The organism is Kluyvera intermedia, assembly GCF_034424175.1.
GTDB lineage: Bacteria > Pseudomonadota > Gammaproteobacteria > Enterobacterales > Enterobacteriaceae > Kluyvera > Kluyvera intermedia.
Window position 1 is genome coordinate 2,555,103 of the sequence record NZ_CP139986.1, and the last position, 15,182, is coordinate 2,570,284.

A 15,182-nucleotide genomic window follows, 5' to 3' on the forward strand; every position below is an offset into this window, starting at 1 on the left:
CCCGAAGGGCGGTGAAGATTATTTTACGCAGTGGTCGCACTGTGACGACTGAATCTGCTGGAAGAAGTCGTTACCTTTGTCATCCACCAGGATAAACGCCGGGAAGTCTTCCACTTCAATTTTCCAGATGGCTTCCATCCCCAGTTCCGGGTATTCCACACATTCCAGGCTCTTGATGCTGCTCTGCGCCAGAACGGCGGCCGGGCCGCCGATGCTGCCGAGGTAGAATCCACCATGCTTATGACACGCGTCGGTCACCTGCTGGCTCCGGTTGCCTTTCGCCAGCATGATCATACTGCCGCCTTCAGACTGCAATTGATCAACGTAGGAGTCCATGCGCCCTGCGGTCGTTGGTCCCAACGAACCTGACGCGTAGCCTTCCGGCGTTTTTGCCGGGCCCGCATAGTAGATTGGGTGATCTTTAATGTACTGCGGCAAGCCTTCACCGCTGTCCATACGCTCTTTCAGCTTCGCGTGTGCGATGTCGCGTCCCACGATGATGGTGCCGCTCAGCGACAGACGTGTAGAAACCGGGTACTGAGACAGTTGCTTCAAGATGTCGGTCATCGGACGGTTGAGGTCAACTTTAACAGCTTCACCCTCACCGGCTTTACGCAGCGACTCCGGAATGTACTTCCCTGGGTTGTTTTCCAGCTTTTCAATCCAGATTCCGTGACGGTTAATCTTGGCTTTGATATTACGGTCAGCAGAGCACGACACCCCCATACCGACCGGGCACGAGGCGCCATGACGCGGCAGACGCACCACGCGGATATCGTGGGCGAAGTATTTACCGCCGAACTGCGCGCCCAGACCGAGGTTCTGTGCTTCCACCAACAGCTCTTTTTCAAGCTCAACATCGCGGAATGCCTGGCCGTGTTCGTTACCTTCCGTTGGCAGGCCGTCGTAGTATTTGGTCGACGCAAGTTTAACGGTTTTCAACGTGGCTTCTGCTGAGGTACCGCCAATCACAAAGGCGATGTGGTACGGCGGGCAAGCCGCAGTGCCGAGGGTACGCATCTTCTCAACCAGGTAATTTTTAAGCTTCGCCGGGGTGATCAGCGCTTTGGTTTCCTGATAGAGATAGGTTTTGTTCGCCGAGCCGCCGCCTTTGGCGATGCATAGGAACTTATATTCATCGCCGTCAACACTATACAGGTCAATCTGCGCCGGCAGGTTGGTGCCGGTGTTGACCTCTTTGTACATATCCAGCGGGGCGTTTTGCGAATAACGCAGGTTATCTTCAATAAAGGTGTCATAGACGCCACGTGCCAGCGCGGCTTCGTCACCGCCGCCGGTCCAGACGCGCTGGCCTTTTTTACCCATGATTATCGCCGTGCCGGTGTCCTGACAGGTTGGCAGAATGCCTTTGGCGGCGATATCCGAGTTACGCAGGAATTGCAGCGCCACGTACTTGTCGTTTTCGCTGGCTTCCGGGTCGTTCAGGATATCAGCCACTTGCTGCTGGTGTGCGGGGCGGAGCATAAAGGAGGCGTCGTGGAAGGCATGTTTGGCGAGAAGCGTCAGCGCTTGCGGGGCAACTTTGAGGACTTCCTGCCCTTCAAATTCTGCGACGGAAACGTAGTCATTACTCAACAGATAGTATTCGGTTTCATCCTTTTTTAACGGAAAAGGATCCTGATAGTAAAAAGGTTTATTCGACATTGTGCTCTCACTTACTGCTTTGATGATTTTATGAAAGGGCAGGTTTTCCATGTGCCCATGTAAAAGCGAGTTACCCTATCGTACACAATTTTTTAACAAAAACTGAGACTAGTACGACTTTTTATTTCTCCAGCATACGTCACCGCATTTTTTTGCTTTAATACAGCCAAAAGAATCCACATTGAATCAGGGCTTGATAATGCAAAAACTCATCAACTCAGTGCAAAACTATGCCTGGGGCAGCAAAACTGCGTTAACGGAACTCTATAAAATGGCCAATCCCGACGGTCTGCCAATGGCAGAACTGTGGATGGGTGCACACCCTAAGAGCAGCTCACGCGTACTGGACAGTCATGGCAAGGAGCAGTCGCTACGCGACGTGATTGACGCCAACAAAACCACCTTGCTGGGCGCAAACGTCGCCGAGCGTTTTGGTGAACTCCCTTATTTGTTTAAAGTCCTTTGCGCCGCTCAACCGCTCTCTATTCAGGTGCATCCGAGCAAAAAATCTGCCGAAGTGGGTTTTGCGAAAGAGAATGCCGCCGGTATCCCACTGGACGCCGCCGAACGTAACTACAAAGATCCAAACCATAAGCCTGAGCTGGTTTTCGCCCTCACCCCTTTCCTGGCGATGAATGCCTTCCGCGAATTTGACGAAATTGCCGCACTGTTGACGCCGGTTGCTGAGGCAAACCCGCTCATCGCGCAGTTCATCGCCGCGCCCACCAGCGATAATCTCAGCGCCCTTTTTGCCGGTTTACTGAATTTGCAGGGTGAAGCGAAAGAGCACGCGTTGCGCATACTTCGCACGGCGCTGGAGAACCAACACGGTGCTGCCTGGGACGCTATCCGCCTGATTGCTGAATTTTATCCCGATGACAGCGGGCTGTTCTCACCTCTGCTGCTAAACGTGGTGCAATTAAACCCGGGCGACGCGATGTTCCTGTTCGCCGAAACCCCGCACGCTTATCTGCGTGGCACCGGCCTGGAAGTGATGGCCAACTCTGACAACGTCCTGCGCGCTGGGCTGACGCCAAAGTATATTGATATCCCGGAACTGGTGGCGAACGTGCAGTTTACGGCCAAACCGGCGAATACGCTGTTAACTCAGCCAGATACGCTTGGCGATACGCTTGATTTCCCGATTCCGGTTGATGATTTTGCCTTCTCCTTGCACCGTCTGCATGCGCAAGAAACCGAGCTGACACAGGACGGCGCAACCATTGTGTTCTGCGTCGATGGCGAAGCGGTATTGCGCAAAAATGATCAGACGCTGGTCTTAGCACCGGGTGAGTCCGCATTTATTGCCGCCGATGAATCACCAATCCAGGTCAGTGGCAGCGGTCGTTTAGCGCGGGTATACAATAAGCTGAAGTAATTACTGCAGTTTCAGGACAGGCTTGCTACTCTTTTGCTTAGCCTTATGACTCAACCAGGCGGCTTCCCCGCCTGGTTTCATTTTATGGATAAATATGATGAAAAAATCGCTGGTTGCCGTAGGTGTTATTGTTGCTTTAGGGGTTGTCTGGACGGGAGGCGCCTGGTACACGGGCAAACAACTGGAGACCCATATTGCTGATATGGTGTCGCAGGCCAACACGCAACTTAAGCTGAGCGCACCAGAAGCTGGCCTTGAAGTGAGCTATCAGGATTATCAGCGCGGCGTGTTCAGCAGCCAACTGAAAATGGTCGTAAAACCGATAGCAGGCGCGGAAAAATCCTGGTTGAAAGCGGGTCAGAGCGTGCTGCTTGATGAGACCGTCAGCCATGGTCCTTTCCCACTGGCTTCACTGAAATCATTCAACCTTGTCCCAGCAATGGCGGCAGTGAACACGCGTTTGGTGAACAACGACGTCACTAAACAACTGTTTGAGATAGCCAAAGGTGAATCTCCGTTTGATATCAATACCCGCATTAGCTACAACGGCGATACCAAATCAGACATCTCACTCAAACCGCTGGATTACGAAAAAGACACCGACAAGGTCAGCTTTAGCGGTGGCGAATTCACCGTGTCCGCCGACAATCAGGGTAGTCTGGTGGCCTTAACGGGCGAAGCGAAAAGCGGCCAAATCAACGCCGTTAACGAATACGATCAGAAAGTTCAGGTGACCTTTAATAACCTGAAAACTGATGGCACCAGCAGCCTCGCCTCTTTTGGCGAGCGTATTGGCGACCAGACGATTGACCTGGAACGTCTGGCGATTGCCGTCGAAGGTAAAGACCTGGCTGAACTCAAAGGAATGCGTATTGCCGGTAAGTCCGATCTGAGCGCTGACAAGAAGAAGATCAACAGCCAGCTTGAATACTCGTTGAATAACCTGAAACTGCAAAACCAGGACTTTGGTAGCGGTCAGTTGATGTTCAAAGTTGATGGTATCGATGGTGCAGCGATGCATCAGTTCAGCCAGCAGTATCAGGCTCAAACGCAGGCCTTGCTGGCGGATCCGGATCTGGCGCAGGATCCCGAGCAGTATCAGCAAAAAGCGGTAGAAGCACTGTTCAGTTCACTGCCAATTCTGATGAAAGGCGACCCGGTTGTGACACTGTCACCATTAAGCTGGAAAAATGCCAAAGGTGAAAGCGCATTCAATCTGTCGCTGGCGCTGAAAGATCCGGCTCAGGCAACCGGGGAAGCACAGACTCTGACGCAGCAGGTTGATCGCAGCGTGAAATCACTTGATGCGAAACTGACCATCCCAATGGATATGGCGACTGAGCTGATGACCCAGGTTGCGCGTCTTGAAGGCTACCAGCAAGAAGATGCCGCCAAGCTTGCAAAGCAGCAGGTACAAGGTCTGGCAGCAATGGGGCAGATGTTCCGTCTGACCACCACTGCTGACAACGCTATCAGCAGCAGCCTGCAGTATGCGAATGGCCAGGTCACGCTGAATGGTCAGAAAATGTCGCTGGAAGATCTGGTGGGCATGTTTGGTATGCCGGGTTTGACTGAACCAGCCGTACCGGCGCCTTTACCAGCACCATAACTAATATTTCCGTTATCAAATGCATACAGCGCCTCTTCGAGGCGCTTTTTATTTCCACGCCACCAGCCGCGGCGGCATGATCACGTTTCTGGCACCACCCTGAACATTATCAATACGTTGCAATATCCTCTCAGCGACGCTCTGGCCCATTTCACGCGCGGGTATGGTCACCCAGGTCAGCGGAACATCATCTAGCGCACGCTCTGGTACATCAGCAAAAGCCGCCAGTGCTACCCGCTGTTCGAAGTAGCTTTCTACGCTGCCTTCACCGCTCTGAATACCAGCACGCATCAAACCAAACCATGCGCCCATGGCAATCACGCTGTTGTAACAGAGCACGGCGGAAATGGTTGGATTATGCCGCAGTAATCCGCCAATGGCCTCGGCGGCCTGCTTCTGGCTTGACTCACACTCCAGCACCCACTCACTGTGAAAAGGCAGGCCGTACTTGATGAGTGTGGCGCAATAACCGCCTACCCGCTCTGCACGCGTCAGCGACGAGCTTTGTCCTCCAAGCCAGGCGATTCGCTGATGTCCACGACGAATCAGATGCTCGGTCACCAATTGCGCCGCTTGCATGTTATCCGGGCGGATAATATCGACCTCATCGAGATAGCTCGCGCGCGACGCAAACACCAGCGGCGTTTGTGTCTCTCCGGCTTTTGCCCGCAATTCAGCCGCCTGATCCACGGAACCGGCAATGACCACACCATCTACGCCTTGCGACACCAGCGTGTCAAAACGCTGGAGCATCTGTTCGCCGCGTTTCCCTCCTTGCGTCAGGAAAACCATTTTTCCCTGTGATTCCAGGGCGGCGGTCAATCCTGCCGTCAGCTCGGCATAAAACGGGGAAGAGAGATCGCCAACAATCAAGCCGATAACCCCGGTTTGCCCACCGCGTAGCGACACCGCCTGACGATTACGGACAAACCCCAGGTGATCGATGGCCTGGTAAACCCGTTCGCCGGTGGCCGAAGAGATGCGTCCCTTACCACTGAGCACCAAAGAAACGGTACTTACAGACACGCCCGCCGCCAGCGCGACGTCGTTAATGGTGACTTTTTTTGCAATCGCCATGACTTCTGCGCGACTCCTTTTGCTCATTCGATAAAACGTTTTATCAATACTCGTACTTTATAAACCGTATTATCACTTGCTTTTGTGATTTGTTTCTCACTAAAAAATGGTAAAACGTTTTATCTTCCTGTCCCAGAATTAAATGAAACCCATTTTTCAGGATTAAGGAGTCGTTTGATGACGGCCAAAACAGCACCTAAACTCACCCTCTGGGAATTTTTCCAGCAGTTGGGCAAAACGTTCATGCTGCCGGTTGCCCTGCTTTCCTTTTGCGGGATCATGCTTGGGATCGGCAGTTCATTAAGCAGTCACGACGTCACGACGCTGCTGCCATGGTTGGATACGCCATTCCTGCAAGCGCTGTTTATCTGGATGAGCAAAGTCGGTTCCTTTGCGTTTAGCTTCCTGCCCGTGATGTTCTGTATCGCCATCCCGCTGGGTCTGGCACGAGACAACAAAGGCGTCGCTGCTTTTTCCGGTTTCGTCGGTTATGCGGTAATGAACCTGGCGGTTAACTTCTGGCTCACCGCCAAAGGTATTCTGCCCACCACCGATGCCGCAGTCCTGAAAGCCAATAACATTCAGAATATTATCGGTATTCAGTCCATTGATACCGGGATCCTTGGCGCAGTTATCGCCGGGATTATCGTCTGGATGCTGCACGAACGTTTCCACACCATCCGCCTGCCAGATGCCCTGGCATTCTTTGGCGGCACCCGTTTTGTGCCGATTATCACAACCGTCGTCATGGGACTTGTCGGTCTGGTGATCCCATTGGTCTGGCCCGTCTTTGCGATGGGGATTACGGGTCTGGGCTGGATTATTAACAGCGCCGGAGACTTTGGCCCCATGATCTTCGGTACCGGCGAACGTCTGCTGCTACCGTTTGGTTTACAACATATTCTGGTCGCGCTGATTCGCTTTACTGAAGCCGGTGGCACCATGGATGTCTGCGGTCATAGCGTAAGCGGTGCCTTAACAATCTTCCAGGCGCAGCTAAGCTGCCCAACCACCCACGGTTTCTCTGAAAGCGCTACACGCTTCTTGTCACAGGGTAAAATGCCTGCATTCCTAGGCGGTTTGCCGGGTGCAGCGCTGGCAATGTACCACTGCGCTCGTCCTGAAAATCGTCATAAAATTAAAGGGCTGCTGATTTCAGGTGTCATCGCATGCGTCGTGGGTGGCACCACCGAGCCGCTGGAATTCCTGTTCTTATTCGTGGCGCCAGTGCTGTATCTCATCCATGCGCTGTTAACCGGTTTAGGCTTCACCGTGATGGCTATTCTGGGTGTCACTATCGGTAACACCGACGGCAACGTTATCGACTTTGTGGTCTTCGGGATCCTGCATGGCCTGTCGACCAAATGGTATATGGTACCCGTCGTCGCTGCCGTTTGGTTTGCCGCTTACTACCTCATTTTCCGCTTTGCTATTACCCGCTTTAATATCAAAACGCCGGGTCGCGATATCGATACCGCACCAGCGGCTGAACACACCACCAGCGGTGTAACCGGTAAGTCGGGTTATAATGTTCCGGCGATTCTAGCGGCGCTGGGCGGAAGTGAAAATATTGTCTCTTTAGACAACTGCATCACCCGTCTGCGTCTGTCGGTCAATGATATGAGTAAAGTGGACGAGGCCGTCCTGAAAGCCAACCGCGCCATTGGCGTCGTGAAGCTTAATCAGCACAACCTGCAAGTGGTCATCGGTCCGCAGGTGCAGTCGGTGAAAGACGAAATGTCCGTACTGATGAATACCGTTCAAGCCTAAAACCCTTTGCCCCTGTGTATTGCAGGGGCAAAATAGTCCCCATCTTCTCTTCTGAGGCTCCTCACATGTTTGACTTCTCAACGGTGATTGACCGACACGGCACATGGTGTACCCAATGGGATTATGTTGCCGACCGGTTTGGCGACGCTGACCTGCTGCCCTTTACCATCTCAGATATGGACTTCGCCACCGCGCCCTGCATTCTCGACGCCTTGAGCAAACGTCTTTCGCACGGTGTCTTCGGCTACAGCCGCTGGAAAAATGACGAGTTTTTGCCCGCCATTGCACACTGGTATGCTCAACGTTTTCATACGCCAATTGACACTGACAGCATCGTCTATGGGCCATCGGTGATTTATATGGTTGCCGAGATGATCCGCCAATGGTCAGCCCCCGGCGACGGTATTGTCGTTCACACCCCCGCCTATGATGCATTCTTTAAAACCATTGAAGGGAATCAGCGTCAGGTTGTGGGTGTCCCGCTTGATAAGCAAGACGGCCAATGGTTCTGTGACATGACCAAACTGGAGGCGGCGCTTTCACAGCCTCACAACAGCGTGTTGCTGCTGTGTAGTCCGCAAAACCCAACCGGTAAAGTTTGGACGCGAGAAGAGTTGCAGACCATGGCGGCGTTGTGTGCAAAACACAACGTGCGGGTCATCAGCGATGAAATCCACATGGACATGGCGTGGGCAGGCCACACGCATATCCCGTGGTGCGACGTGGCGCAAGGGCCATGGGCGCTGTTCACCTCCGGTTCGAAAAGCTTCAATATTCCCGCTTTCACCGGTGCCTATGGGTTAATTGCAGATAACGGTGACCGCGATGCGTATCTCAACGCCCTGAAAGGACGCGATGGCCTCTCTTCGCCGTCCGTTCCGGCGCTGGTTGCGCATATTGCCGCCTATCAACACGGAGAATCCTGGCTGGATGCATTACGTCAATATTTGCAGGACAATATGCGCTACATCGAAAAGACATTGAACGCCGCATTCCCGCAACTTCAGTGGGTGATGCCGCAGGCAACGTATCTGGCGTGGATTGATTTGCGACCGTTGAATATTTACGATCGCGCATTGCAGGATACACTCATTAAGCAGCAAAAAGTCGCCATTATGCCGGGTTATACCTATGGCGAAGAAGGCAACGGTTTTATCCGGCTGAACGCGGGCTGTCCGCGCGTGAAGCTTGAGGCTGGCGTCGAACGGTTGATTGCGGCGATTAACAGCCTGCGCTAATGGATATCTGCGCAATGTCGCCAGGCGTTGCGCAGTATTGGTAGCATCGGTTTTCAACAACAGAACATTGAAACCGGAACCCGCATAACGTAGACATAGCACCATGAGTCAATATAAAATCACGCCTGGCAACTATCCTGCCCCCCTCATTCCCGGCCCTGAAGATAATTTAAAATTTAACAAGTATGATAATCTCCCACCAACAAACTACTGCGGTCTTTCTGACTGTGTTTAGCCTTTTGGTTTCATCTGGCGTATTAGCAGAGAAAACAGAAACAACGACAGCCAATCTTCAAGTGCATTTGACGGTGGAGAGATCGTGCGAAGTTCGCGTAAGTGATATGGATTTTGGAACGCACACCCGAGATAGCGGCCCGCTTAATGCTTCAGCAAACACCATCATCACCTGTTCTTCCGGCACGCCATTCAACATCACCAGTACCTCCGATCATAGCTACACGATGAAGAATACGGCGACCGCTGAGAAGGTGGACTATGCCCTGTATAGCGACAACGCAGGGGCAAGCGAGCTCTCAACCACGCCGATTCCGGGTACAGGAACCGGTTCTGCCGAAGTGATTCCCATCTACGGCAAAGTGACCGCCCGCGCGCTGTCACAGGCATCGCCGGGAGACTATAGCGACACCGTTACCCTGACTGTCGCCTATTGAAACCACTTTTCAGCGCGTAATAGATTTACTCATATTGATACCCGTTACCCCAAATCCGCTGGTTTCATAGATATGTTGGGCGCGAGTATTATCGCCAGCGACCCGCAACCGGATCTCTTTGAAATTTTTATCCCGCAGAACTTCTTCAAAAGCACGTAGGGACTGCTTACCCAGCCCCTGTCCCTGGCTGGCGTTGAAGATATGGAAATCATAAATAAAAACCGTGCGCAGAGCCGTATCGGGTTTGTACCAGAGATAACCAACATGGGTGCTAACCTCATCTGAGTGCGCAATAATACACAAAAGAACCTGCCCATGTGTATTCACCCCGTCGGCAAGCAATTCTGTTATTTCCTGTTTTGCTCTTGCCAGAGAATCAGGTTGTGAGAGCCCGTAGTTTGATTCGATCTCATCGGCATAATCTTGAGCAAAATAATCCAGATAAGCAGGAAACTCATTTTCCGTCATGGCGCGGAAAGAAATCATCGCTGACACCTTATGTAGAGTATTGATTGCCCCATAGTGCCCCCAAATGCTTGTATAATCATATTTTTTTCAATACTTTTAACTGGTTATAACCCTGTTGTATAATGGTTTGCACTTTAACTAAAAAAATGAGTGCAACCATGATTGATACTAACCTGCCTTTAACCGACGTCCACCGCCATCTCGACGGTAATATCCGTGCCCAGACCATCCTTGACCTCGGTCGCCAGTACAATCTTGCACTCCCTGCCACAACGCTCGATACCCTGATCCCGCACGTACAGGTCACCAGCAATGAACCTGACCTGGTAAGCTTCCTGAGTAAGCTCGATTGGGGCGTGAAAGTGCTGGCTTCTCTGGATGCCTGCCGCCGCGTCGCTTTTGAGAATATTGAAGATGCGGCCCGTAACGGCCTGCATTACGTCGAACTACGTTTCTCGCCTCGTTATATGGCCATGGCTCACCAGTTGCCGGTAGACGGCGTGGTAGAAGCGGTGATTGCCGGGGTGAAGGAAGGCTGTAAAACGTTTAACGTTGAGGCGCGACTGATTGGGATTATGAGCCGTACCTTCGGTGAAGCGGCCTGTGAAGAAGAACTGAATGCACTTCTGGCGCACCGTGACGGAATTACCGCCCTTGACCTTGCTGGCGATGAATTAGGTTTCCCTGGACACCTGTTCCAGCGCCACTTCACCCGCGCACGAGATGCTGGCTGGCGGATCACCGTTCATGCCGGCGAAGCCGCAGGCCCGGAAAGCATCTGGCAGGCGATTCGTGAGCTTGGCGCAGAGCGTATTGGTCACGGCGTGAAGGCAGTCGAGGATCCGGCATTGATGGATTTCCTGGCGGCCAAACGTATCGGTATTGAATCGTGCCTGACGTCCAACATTCAAACCAGCACCGTAGCCTCTCTGGCACAGCATCCGTTGAAAATTTTCCTGGAGCACGGTGTTCTGGCAAGTTTGAATACTGACGACCCAGCAGTTCAGGGCATTGATATTCAACACGAATACCATGTTGCCGCCCCGGCAGCGGGTTTAAGCACAGCGCAGATTCGTCAGGCGCAGATTAACGGGCTGGAGATGGCCTTCCTGACAGCTGCGGAAAAACAGGCGCTCACTGCTCGCGTGTCGCGCAGATAATAGAGTGCCTTGAGCGTTCCCGGGGTCGACGCGTCGCGTTTCTCCCGGGCTGCGTTTTGGTTCGGTGATTTTCCGGGCGATCGCTGAGCGTAGGCCGGATAAGGCATAGCCGCCATCCGGCGATATGCCAAGACTCCCTGACGGCGAACACCGACATGTTTCAGGTGTGCGCCGTCTCTACTTCACACCAGCGATAATGTCGCACGATGTTTAGCCGACTCAATACCCAGCTCAATCAATTCCATGATCTGAATCGCCTGGCCTGCCGGTACCGGGTTCTCGCCGAGACCGTTTAAAGCATCACGAATGCCCGCGTAGTACGCCGGATAGTTACCCGGCAGCGTCAGCCAACTCTCTTCTACACGAGTGTCACCCTCAACCGTGGTTAAGACACCGTCACGCATGTCATAACCCCAATCTTCCTGCGGCAGACGTTCGCCACTTTTCAGACGGTCTTCCTGCGGATCCAGGCCGAATTTGACGTAGCTTGCCTGCGTGCCGTGTACGATGTAGCGCGCGGTTTCCGCTGCCGCCAATAGCGTGCCGTGCAGGACAACTCGACGCTGTGGATAGGTCAGAATAGCGTGGAAGTAATCCGTCGCCTGTGCCCCCGGACGCATCTGCCCCAGATCAACCGACAGGCTTTGCGGCAAACCAAACAGATTGACCGTCTGATCCAATAGGTGTGAGCCTAAGTCATACCAGATACCGCTTCCCAGCCCCGGCAGTTCACGCCAGCGGGCACGTACCTGCGGACGGTAACGATCAAAATGTGACTCAAAGTAGGCAACATCACCGAGTTTACCTTCGTTAATCAGCGCCTTAACGGTCAAAAAATCGCTATCCCAGCGGCGGTTATGGAAAACAGACAGCAATTTGCCCTGCTGTTTTGCTAGGGTATCCAGCTCGCGCGCTTGTGACAGTGTCACCGTAAAGGGTTTATCGACGACCACATTCTTCCCTGCTTCCAGCGCCGCTTTAGCTAACGGAAAGTGGGTGTCATTCGGCGTCGGGATAACGATGAGGTCAATATTGGGATCGGTAAACAACGCGTTGGGATTGGACACCACGCTCACCGACGGCCAGTCAGCATGAACTTTACTGGCATCGCTACTGGAAACCACAGCCAGTTCCATACCCGGCGTCCCGCTGATGAGCGGCGCATGAAACGTCTTACTGGCAAAGCCATAACCCACGAGTCCGACTCGGATTTGGTCACTCATATCACAGCCTCATTTCTGATTTAAAGCAGTTGGAATAATTTTGTAATCGATTTCATATTTGACCTTATCTCAATGCAAGGCACAACACTTTAATAACATTATGGCCTACGCAAGCCATTATTGGTTAAATAACCATCGCTTGTAGAATCGATTCTGCTGAAAACTTGCGTTGTGATATAAGCACGCTAAGATCTTGCTCTCGCTTTATTTTTCAATGGACTGTTTGCTGACTTTTATGACTTCCGTATTGACGCGTATTGTTGAATTAATTGGTTGGGTTGTTCTGGGTTTCTCCGTACTGCTTTTGTTTATCGCGCATCACATCGATAACTATCAGTCACCGGAACCTACCGCGACGGCATCACTGCAAAAAAAGTAACCTCTCCGGGCTAAAAAAGTGATTCGGATCGCATCTGTGCAACCGGTTTCTGAAACCGGTTGCACAGAGTAAGCCTGCTCTTTACACTCGCCTTATCATCAAGATAAGGAGTGTTATATGTCTGCTTTTCCCCAAAATTTTCTCTGGGGTGCTGCCACGGCGGCATATCAGGTTGAAGGTGCATATAATGAAGACGGCAAAGGGCCGTCCATTTGGGACATTTTCTCTCATCAACCCGGGACAACTTACCAGGGCACTAACGGTGACATCGCCGTCGACCATTACCATCGCGTAAAAGAAGATGTAAAACTGATGGCTGAAATGGGCCTGCAAAGCTACCGTTTCTCTATCTCCTGGCCTCGCCTGCTGCCTGAGGGCCGTGGTGAAGTTAACGAAGCCGGACTCAAGTTTTACAGCGATTTAATCGATGACCTCATTGCCCATAATATTGAGCCGATGATTACCCTTTATCATTGGGACCTGCCGCAAGCGCTGCAGGATGAAGGTGGCTGGGAGGCACGCTCAACGGCGGAAGCGTTCGAAGAGTATGCGCGTCTGTGCTACGCCCGATTTGGTTCACGGGTGCAAAAATGGGCCACTTTCAATGAAACCATCGTGTTTATTGGGCACGGCTACATCACCGGTAACCATCCGCCGTCAGTGAAAAATCCGGCCCGCGCAATTCAGGCCTGTCACCACGTGTTTATTGCCCACGCCCTGGCGGTGAAGGCATTCCGTGGAATGAAGATTAACGGCGAAATTGGCTTTGTGAACGTGCTGCAACCACACACGCCTCTGACGGACAGTGCAGAAGATAAAGCCGCAAGCGACCTGGCTGACGCCATCCACACTCACTGGTTCTACGATCCGATTTTAAAAGGTCACTACCCTGATGAGCTGTTAGCGCAGTCGCAGTCACTTTGGGGTGTTCCACGTTTTGCGCCGGGCGATGATCAACTTTTGCGTACAAGCCGTTGTGACTTTATCGGTCTGAATTATTACCGTCGGGAAACGGTATCCGCGCAGCCACCGGTTGAGGAAGTTAGCGGCGAGCAAGGCGTTGATGGCCTGTTCTACTTTGTGCGAAATCCACAAAGTACCTATACCGAATGGGGCTGGGAAATCTGGCCGCAGGGGCTGACCGACGGCATTATGATGGTTAAAGAGCGTTACGGCGATATTCCTATCTATATCACCGAGAACGGACTGGGTGCTGTCGACCCGATTGTTGATGGCGAAGTGGTAGATGACCCGCGTATTGATTTTCTGCGCATGCATATCGATGCTCTGGAAAAAGCCATTGAACTGGGTGCGGACGTGCGCGGCTATTATCCATGGTCGTTTATCGACCTGCTGAGCTGGCTGAACGGCTACAAGAAGCAGTACGGTTTTGTCTATGTTGACCATAAAAAAGATCTTGCTCGCCAACGGAAGAAAAGTTTCTTTTGGTATAAAGAAGTGATCGCCAGCCGCGGCGAGAACCGCTAGTCATCTCCTTTTCAGGGCGCCGCCCGGTGCCCTGCCTGCCTAAACCGCACAAATTATGGTGCTAAATCAATAAGCACATTTTCTGTTATTGAAATTCATTCGTATAACCCAAATAATCTATGACATCCTTGTTGGGGTTTAGCTTGTCGCTGAATACTCAAGTAAAATGGATACCAAAAATCATAAAAACTGCAACCACCGGATTATTTTCCTCGCGTCAGCTCGGCTGTAAAACGCGATACGGTGGTTTAAACATTATAAATGGATACCCTCAAATGACCGTTCTGGATTATTTATTAAAATTTCGCAAAATCAGCTCACTCGAAACGCTTGAAAAACTGTATGACCACCTTAACTATTCGCTGACCAATAACGAAGAGATCATTAATATGTACCGCGCTGCTGACCATCGTCGCGCTGAGCTGGTCTCCGGTGGTCGGTTGTACGATGTGGGTCAGGTACCAAAATCCGTTTGGCGTTTTGTGCAATAAGGGTTTTCTCCCAAGCGCCAGTTGCTTATACTCCTCGCCCTATATTTTATCGCACTACTGGCGCTGATTTTCAGGAGACACCATGTCAGATAATTCTGCTGAACGTATTGGCGGATGGTTGCTTGGCCCATTGGCCTGGCTCATTGTGCAGTTAATAAGCGTCAGTGTGACCTTATTTAAATTCGCCACCGTACTGTTTGCGCCACAAACGCTCTCACTGCTAAAAGACCTTGGGACAAGCAACATCGTCCTGTTGGCACTGTCGTTTATCTCATTTATTGCCATGTGGTATTACACCCTGTGGCTGACGTTTGCGTTCTTTAAACGTCGCAGTAAGGTACCGAAACACTACATTATTTGGCTTATGGTGGGTGTGCTATTGGCGGTAAAAGCCTTCGCTTTCTCGCCTATTGCCGACGACCTGGCCGTGCGTCAGCTGCTGTTACCGTTGCTGGCTGCTGCGCTAATCGTGCCTTATCTCAAGCGCTCAACGCGGGTAAAACGGACCTTTACGCGTACGTAATAACCCCACAGTTAACCTGTTGTCGCTTGATGTTCTTTATCA

Annotated in this window: 14 protein-coding genes; 10 read left to right on the forward strand and 4 right to left on the reverse strand. The window is 52.0% G+C overall.

What is annotated here, in order from left to right:
- Window positions 1-18: 18 nt before the first annotated feature.
- Window positions 19-1,665, reverse strand: a complete 1,647-nt coding sequence (gene fumA / locus U0026_RS12335; protein WP_062776934.1) for a class I fumarate hydratase FumA — start codon at window positions 1,663-1,665, stop codon at window positions 19-21.
- A gap of 199 nt (window positions 1,666-1,864) precedes the next feature.
- Between fumA and manA the strand changes: the two genes are divergently transcribed.
- A complete protein-coding gene (gene manA / locus U0026_RS12340; RefSeq protein ID WP_062776853.1) occupies window positions 1,865-3,043 on the forward strand; it encodes a mannose-6-phosphate isomerase in 1,179 nt (392 codons plus the stop codon).
- Between the two features lie 97 nt (window positions 3,044-3,140).
- Window positions 3,141-4,652 carry a YdgA family protein gene (locus U0026_RS12345; RefSeq protein WP_062776851.1) on the forward strand — a complete coding sequence of 504 codons (1,512 nt, stop codon included), beginning with the start codon at window positions 3,141-3,143 and terminating at the stop codon, window positions 4,650-4,652.
- Window positions 4,653-4,700: 48 nt separating this feature from the next.
- Here the strand turns inward: U0026_RS12345 and U0026_RS12350 are convergent, their stop codons facing one another.
- Complete coding sequence (locus U0026_RS12350) at window positions 4,701-5,729, reverse strand: Mal regulon transcriptional regulator MalI (RefSeq protein WP_062776849.1); 1,029 nt, start codon at window positions 5,727-5,729, stop codon at window positions 4,701-4,703.
- A gap of 177 nt (window positions 5,730-5,906) precedes the next feature.
- Between U0026_RS12350 and malX the strand changes: the two genes are divergently transcribed.
- From malX to U0026_RS12365, 3 genes are all read left to right on the forward strand, one after another.
- Entirely contained in the window at window positions 5,907-7,499 is a 1,593-nt protein-coding gene (gene malX / locus U0026_RS12355) for a maltose/glucose-specific PTS transporter subunit IIBC (protein WP_062776847.1), read from the forward strand.
- A 65-nt stretch (window positions 7,500-7,564) separates the two neighbouring features.
- Window positions 7,565-8,737, forward strand: a complete 1,173-nt coding sequence (locus tag U0026_RS12360; protein WP_062776845.1) for a MalY/PatB family protein — start codon at window positions 7,565-7,567, stop codon at window positions 8,735-8,737.
- Window positions 8,738-9,078: 341 nt separating this feature from the next.
- Window positions 9,079-9,408 carry a Csu type fimbrial protein gene (locus tag U0026_RS12365; RefSeq protein WP_062776843.1) on the forward strand — a complete coding sequence of 110 codons (330 nt, stop codon included), beginning with the start codon at window positions 9,079-9,081 and terminating at the stop codon, window positions 9,406-9,408.
- Window positions 9,409-9,417: 9 nt separating this feature from the next.
- Here the strand turns inward: U0026_RS12365 and U0026_RS12370 are convergent, their stop codons facing one another.
- Entirely contained in the window at window positions 9,418-9,894 is a 477-nt protein-coding gene (locus U0026_RS12370) for a GNAT family N-acetyltransferase (RefSeq protein WP_062776841.1), read from the reverse strand.
- Between the two features lie 140 nt (window positions 9,895-10,034).
- Here U0026_RS12370 and add point away from each other — a divergent pair, with 140 nt between their 5' ends.
- Window positions 10,035-11,036 (forward strand): adenosine deaminase, encoded by a 1,002-nt coding sequence (gene add, locus U0026_RS12375; RefSeq protein WP_062776839.1) that lies wholly within the window; start codon window positions 10,035-10,037, stop codon window positions 11,034-11,036.
- 182 nt (window positions 11,037-11,218) lie between these two features.
- Here the strand turns inward: add and U0026_RS12380 are convergent, their stop codons facing one another.
- The gene (locus U0026_RS12380; RefSeq protein WP_062776837.1) at window positions 11,219-12,259 is read right to left on the reverse strand and encodes an oxidoreductase; all 1,041 of its coding nucleotides are present in this window, start codon (window positions 12,257-12,259) and stop codon (window positions 11,219-11,221) included.
- Between the two features lie 235 nt (window positions 12,260-12,494).
- Between U0026_RS12380 and blr the strand changes: the two genes are divergently transcribed.
- From blr to U0026_RS12400, 4 genes are all read left to right on the forward strand, one after another.
- Window positions 12,495-12,638, forward strand: coding sequence for a division septum protein Blr (gene blr, locus U0026_RS12385; RefSeq protein WP_062776835.1), 144 nt, complete (start codon window positions 12,495-12,497; stop codon window positions 12,636-12,638).
- Between the two features lie 117 nt (window positions 12,639-12,755).
- Window positions 12,756-14,126 carry a GH1 family beta-glucosidase gene (locus U0026_RS12390; protein ID WP_062776833.1) on the forward strand — a complete coding sequence of 457 codons (1,371 nt, stop codon included), beginning with the start codon at window positions 12,756-12,758 and terminating at the stop codon, window positions 14,124-14,126.
- Between the two features lie 275 nt (window positions 14,127-14,401).
- Entirely contained in the window at window positions 14,402-14,617 is a 216-nt protein-coding gene (ydgT, locus tag U0026_RS12395) for a transcription modulator YdgT (protein ID WP_062776831.1), read from the forward strand.
- 82 nt (window positions 14,618-14,699) lie between these two features.
- Window positions 14,700-15,140 carry a DUF2569 domain-containing protein gene (locus tag U0026_RS12400; protein WP_062776829.1) on the forward strand — a complete coding sequence of 147 codons (441 nt, stop codon included), beginning with the start codon at window positions 14,700-14,702 and terminating at the stop codon, window positions 15,138-15,140.
- Window positions 15,141-15,182 lie beyond the last annotated feature (42 nt).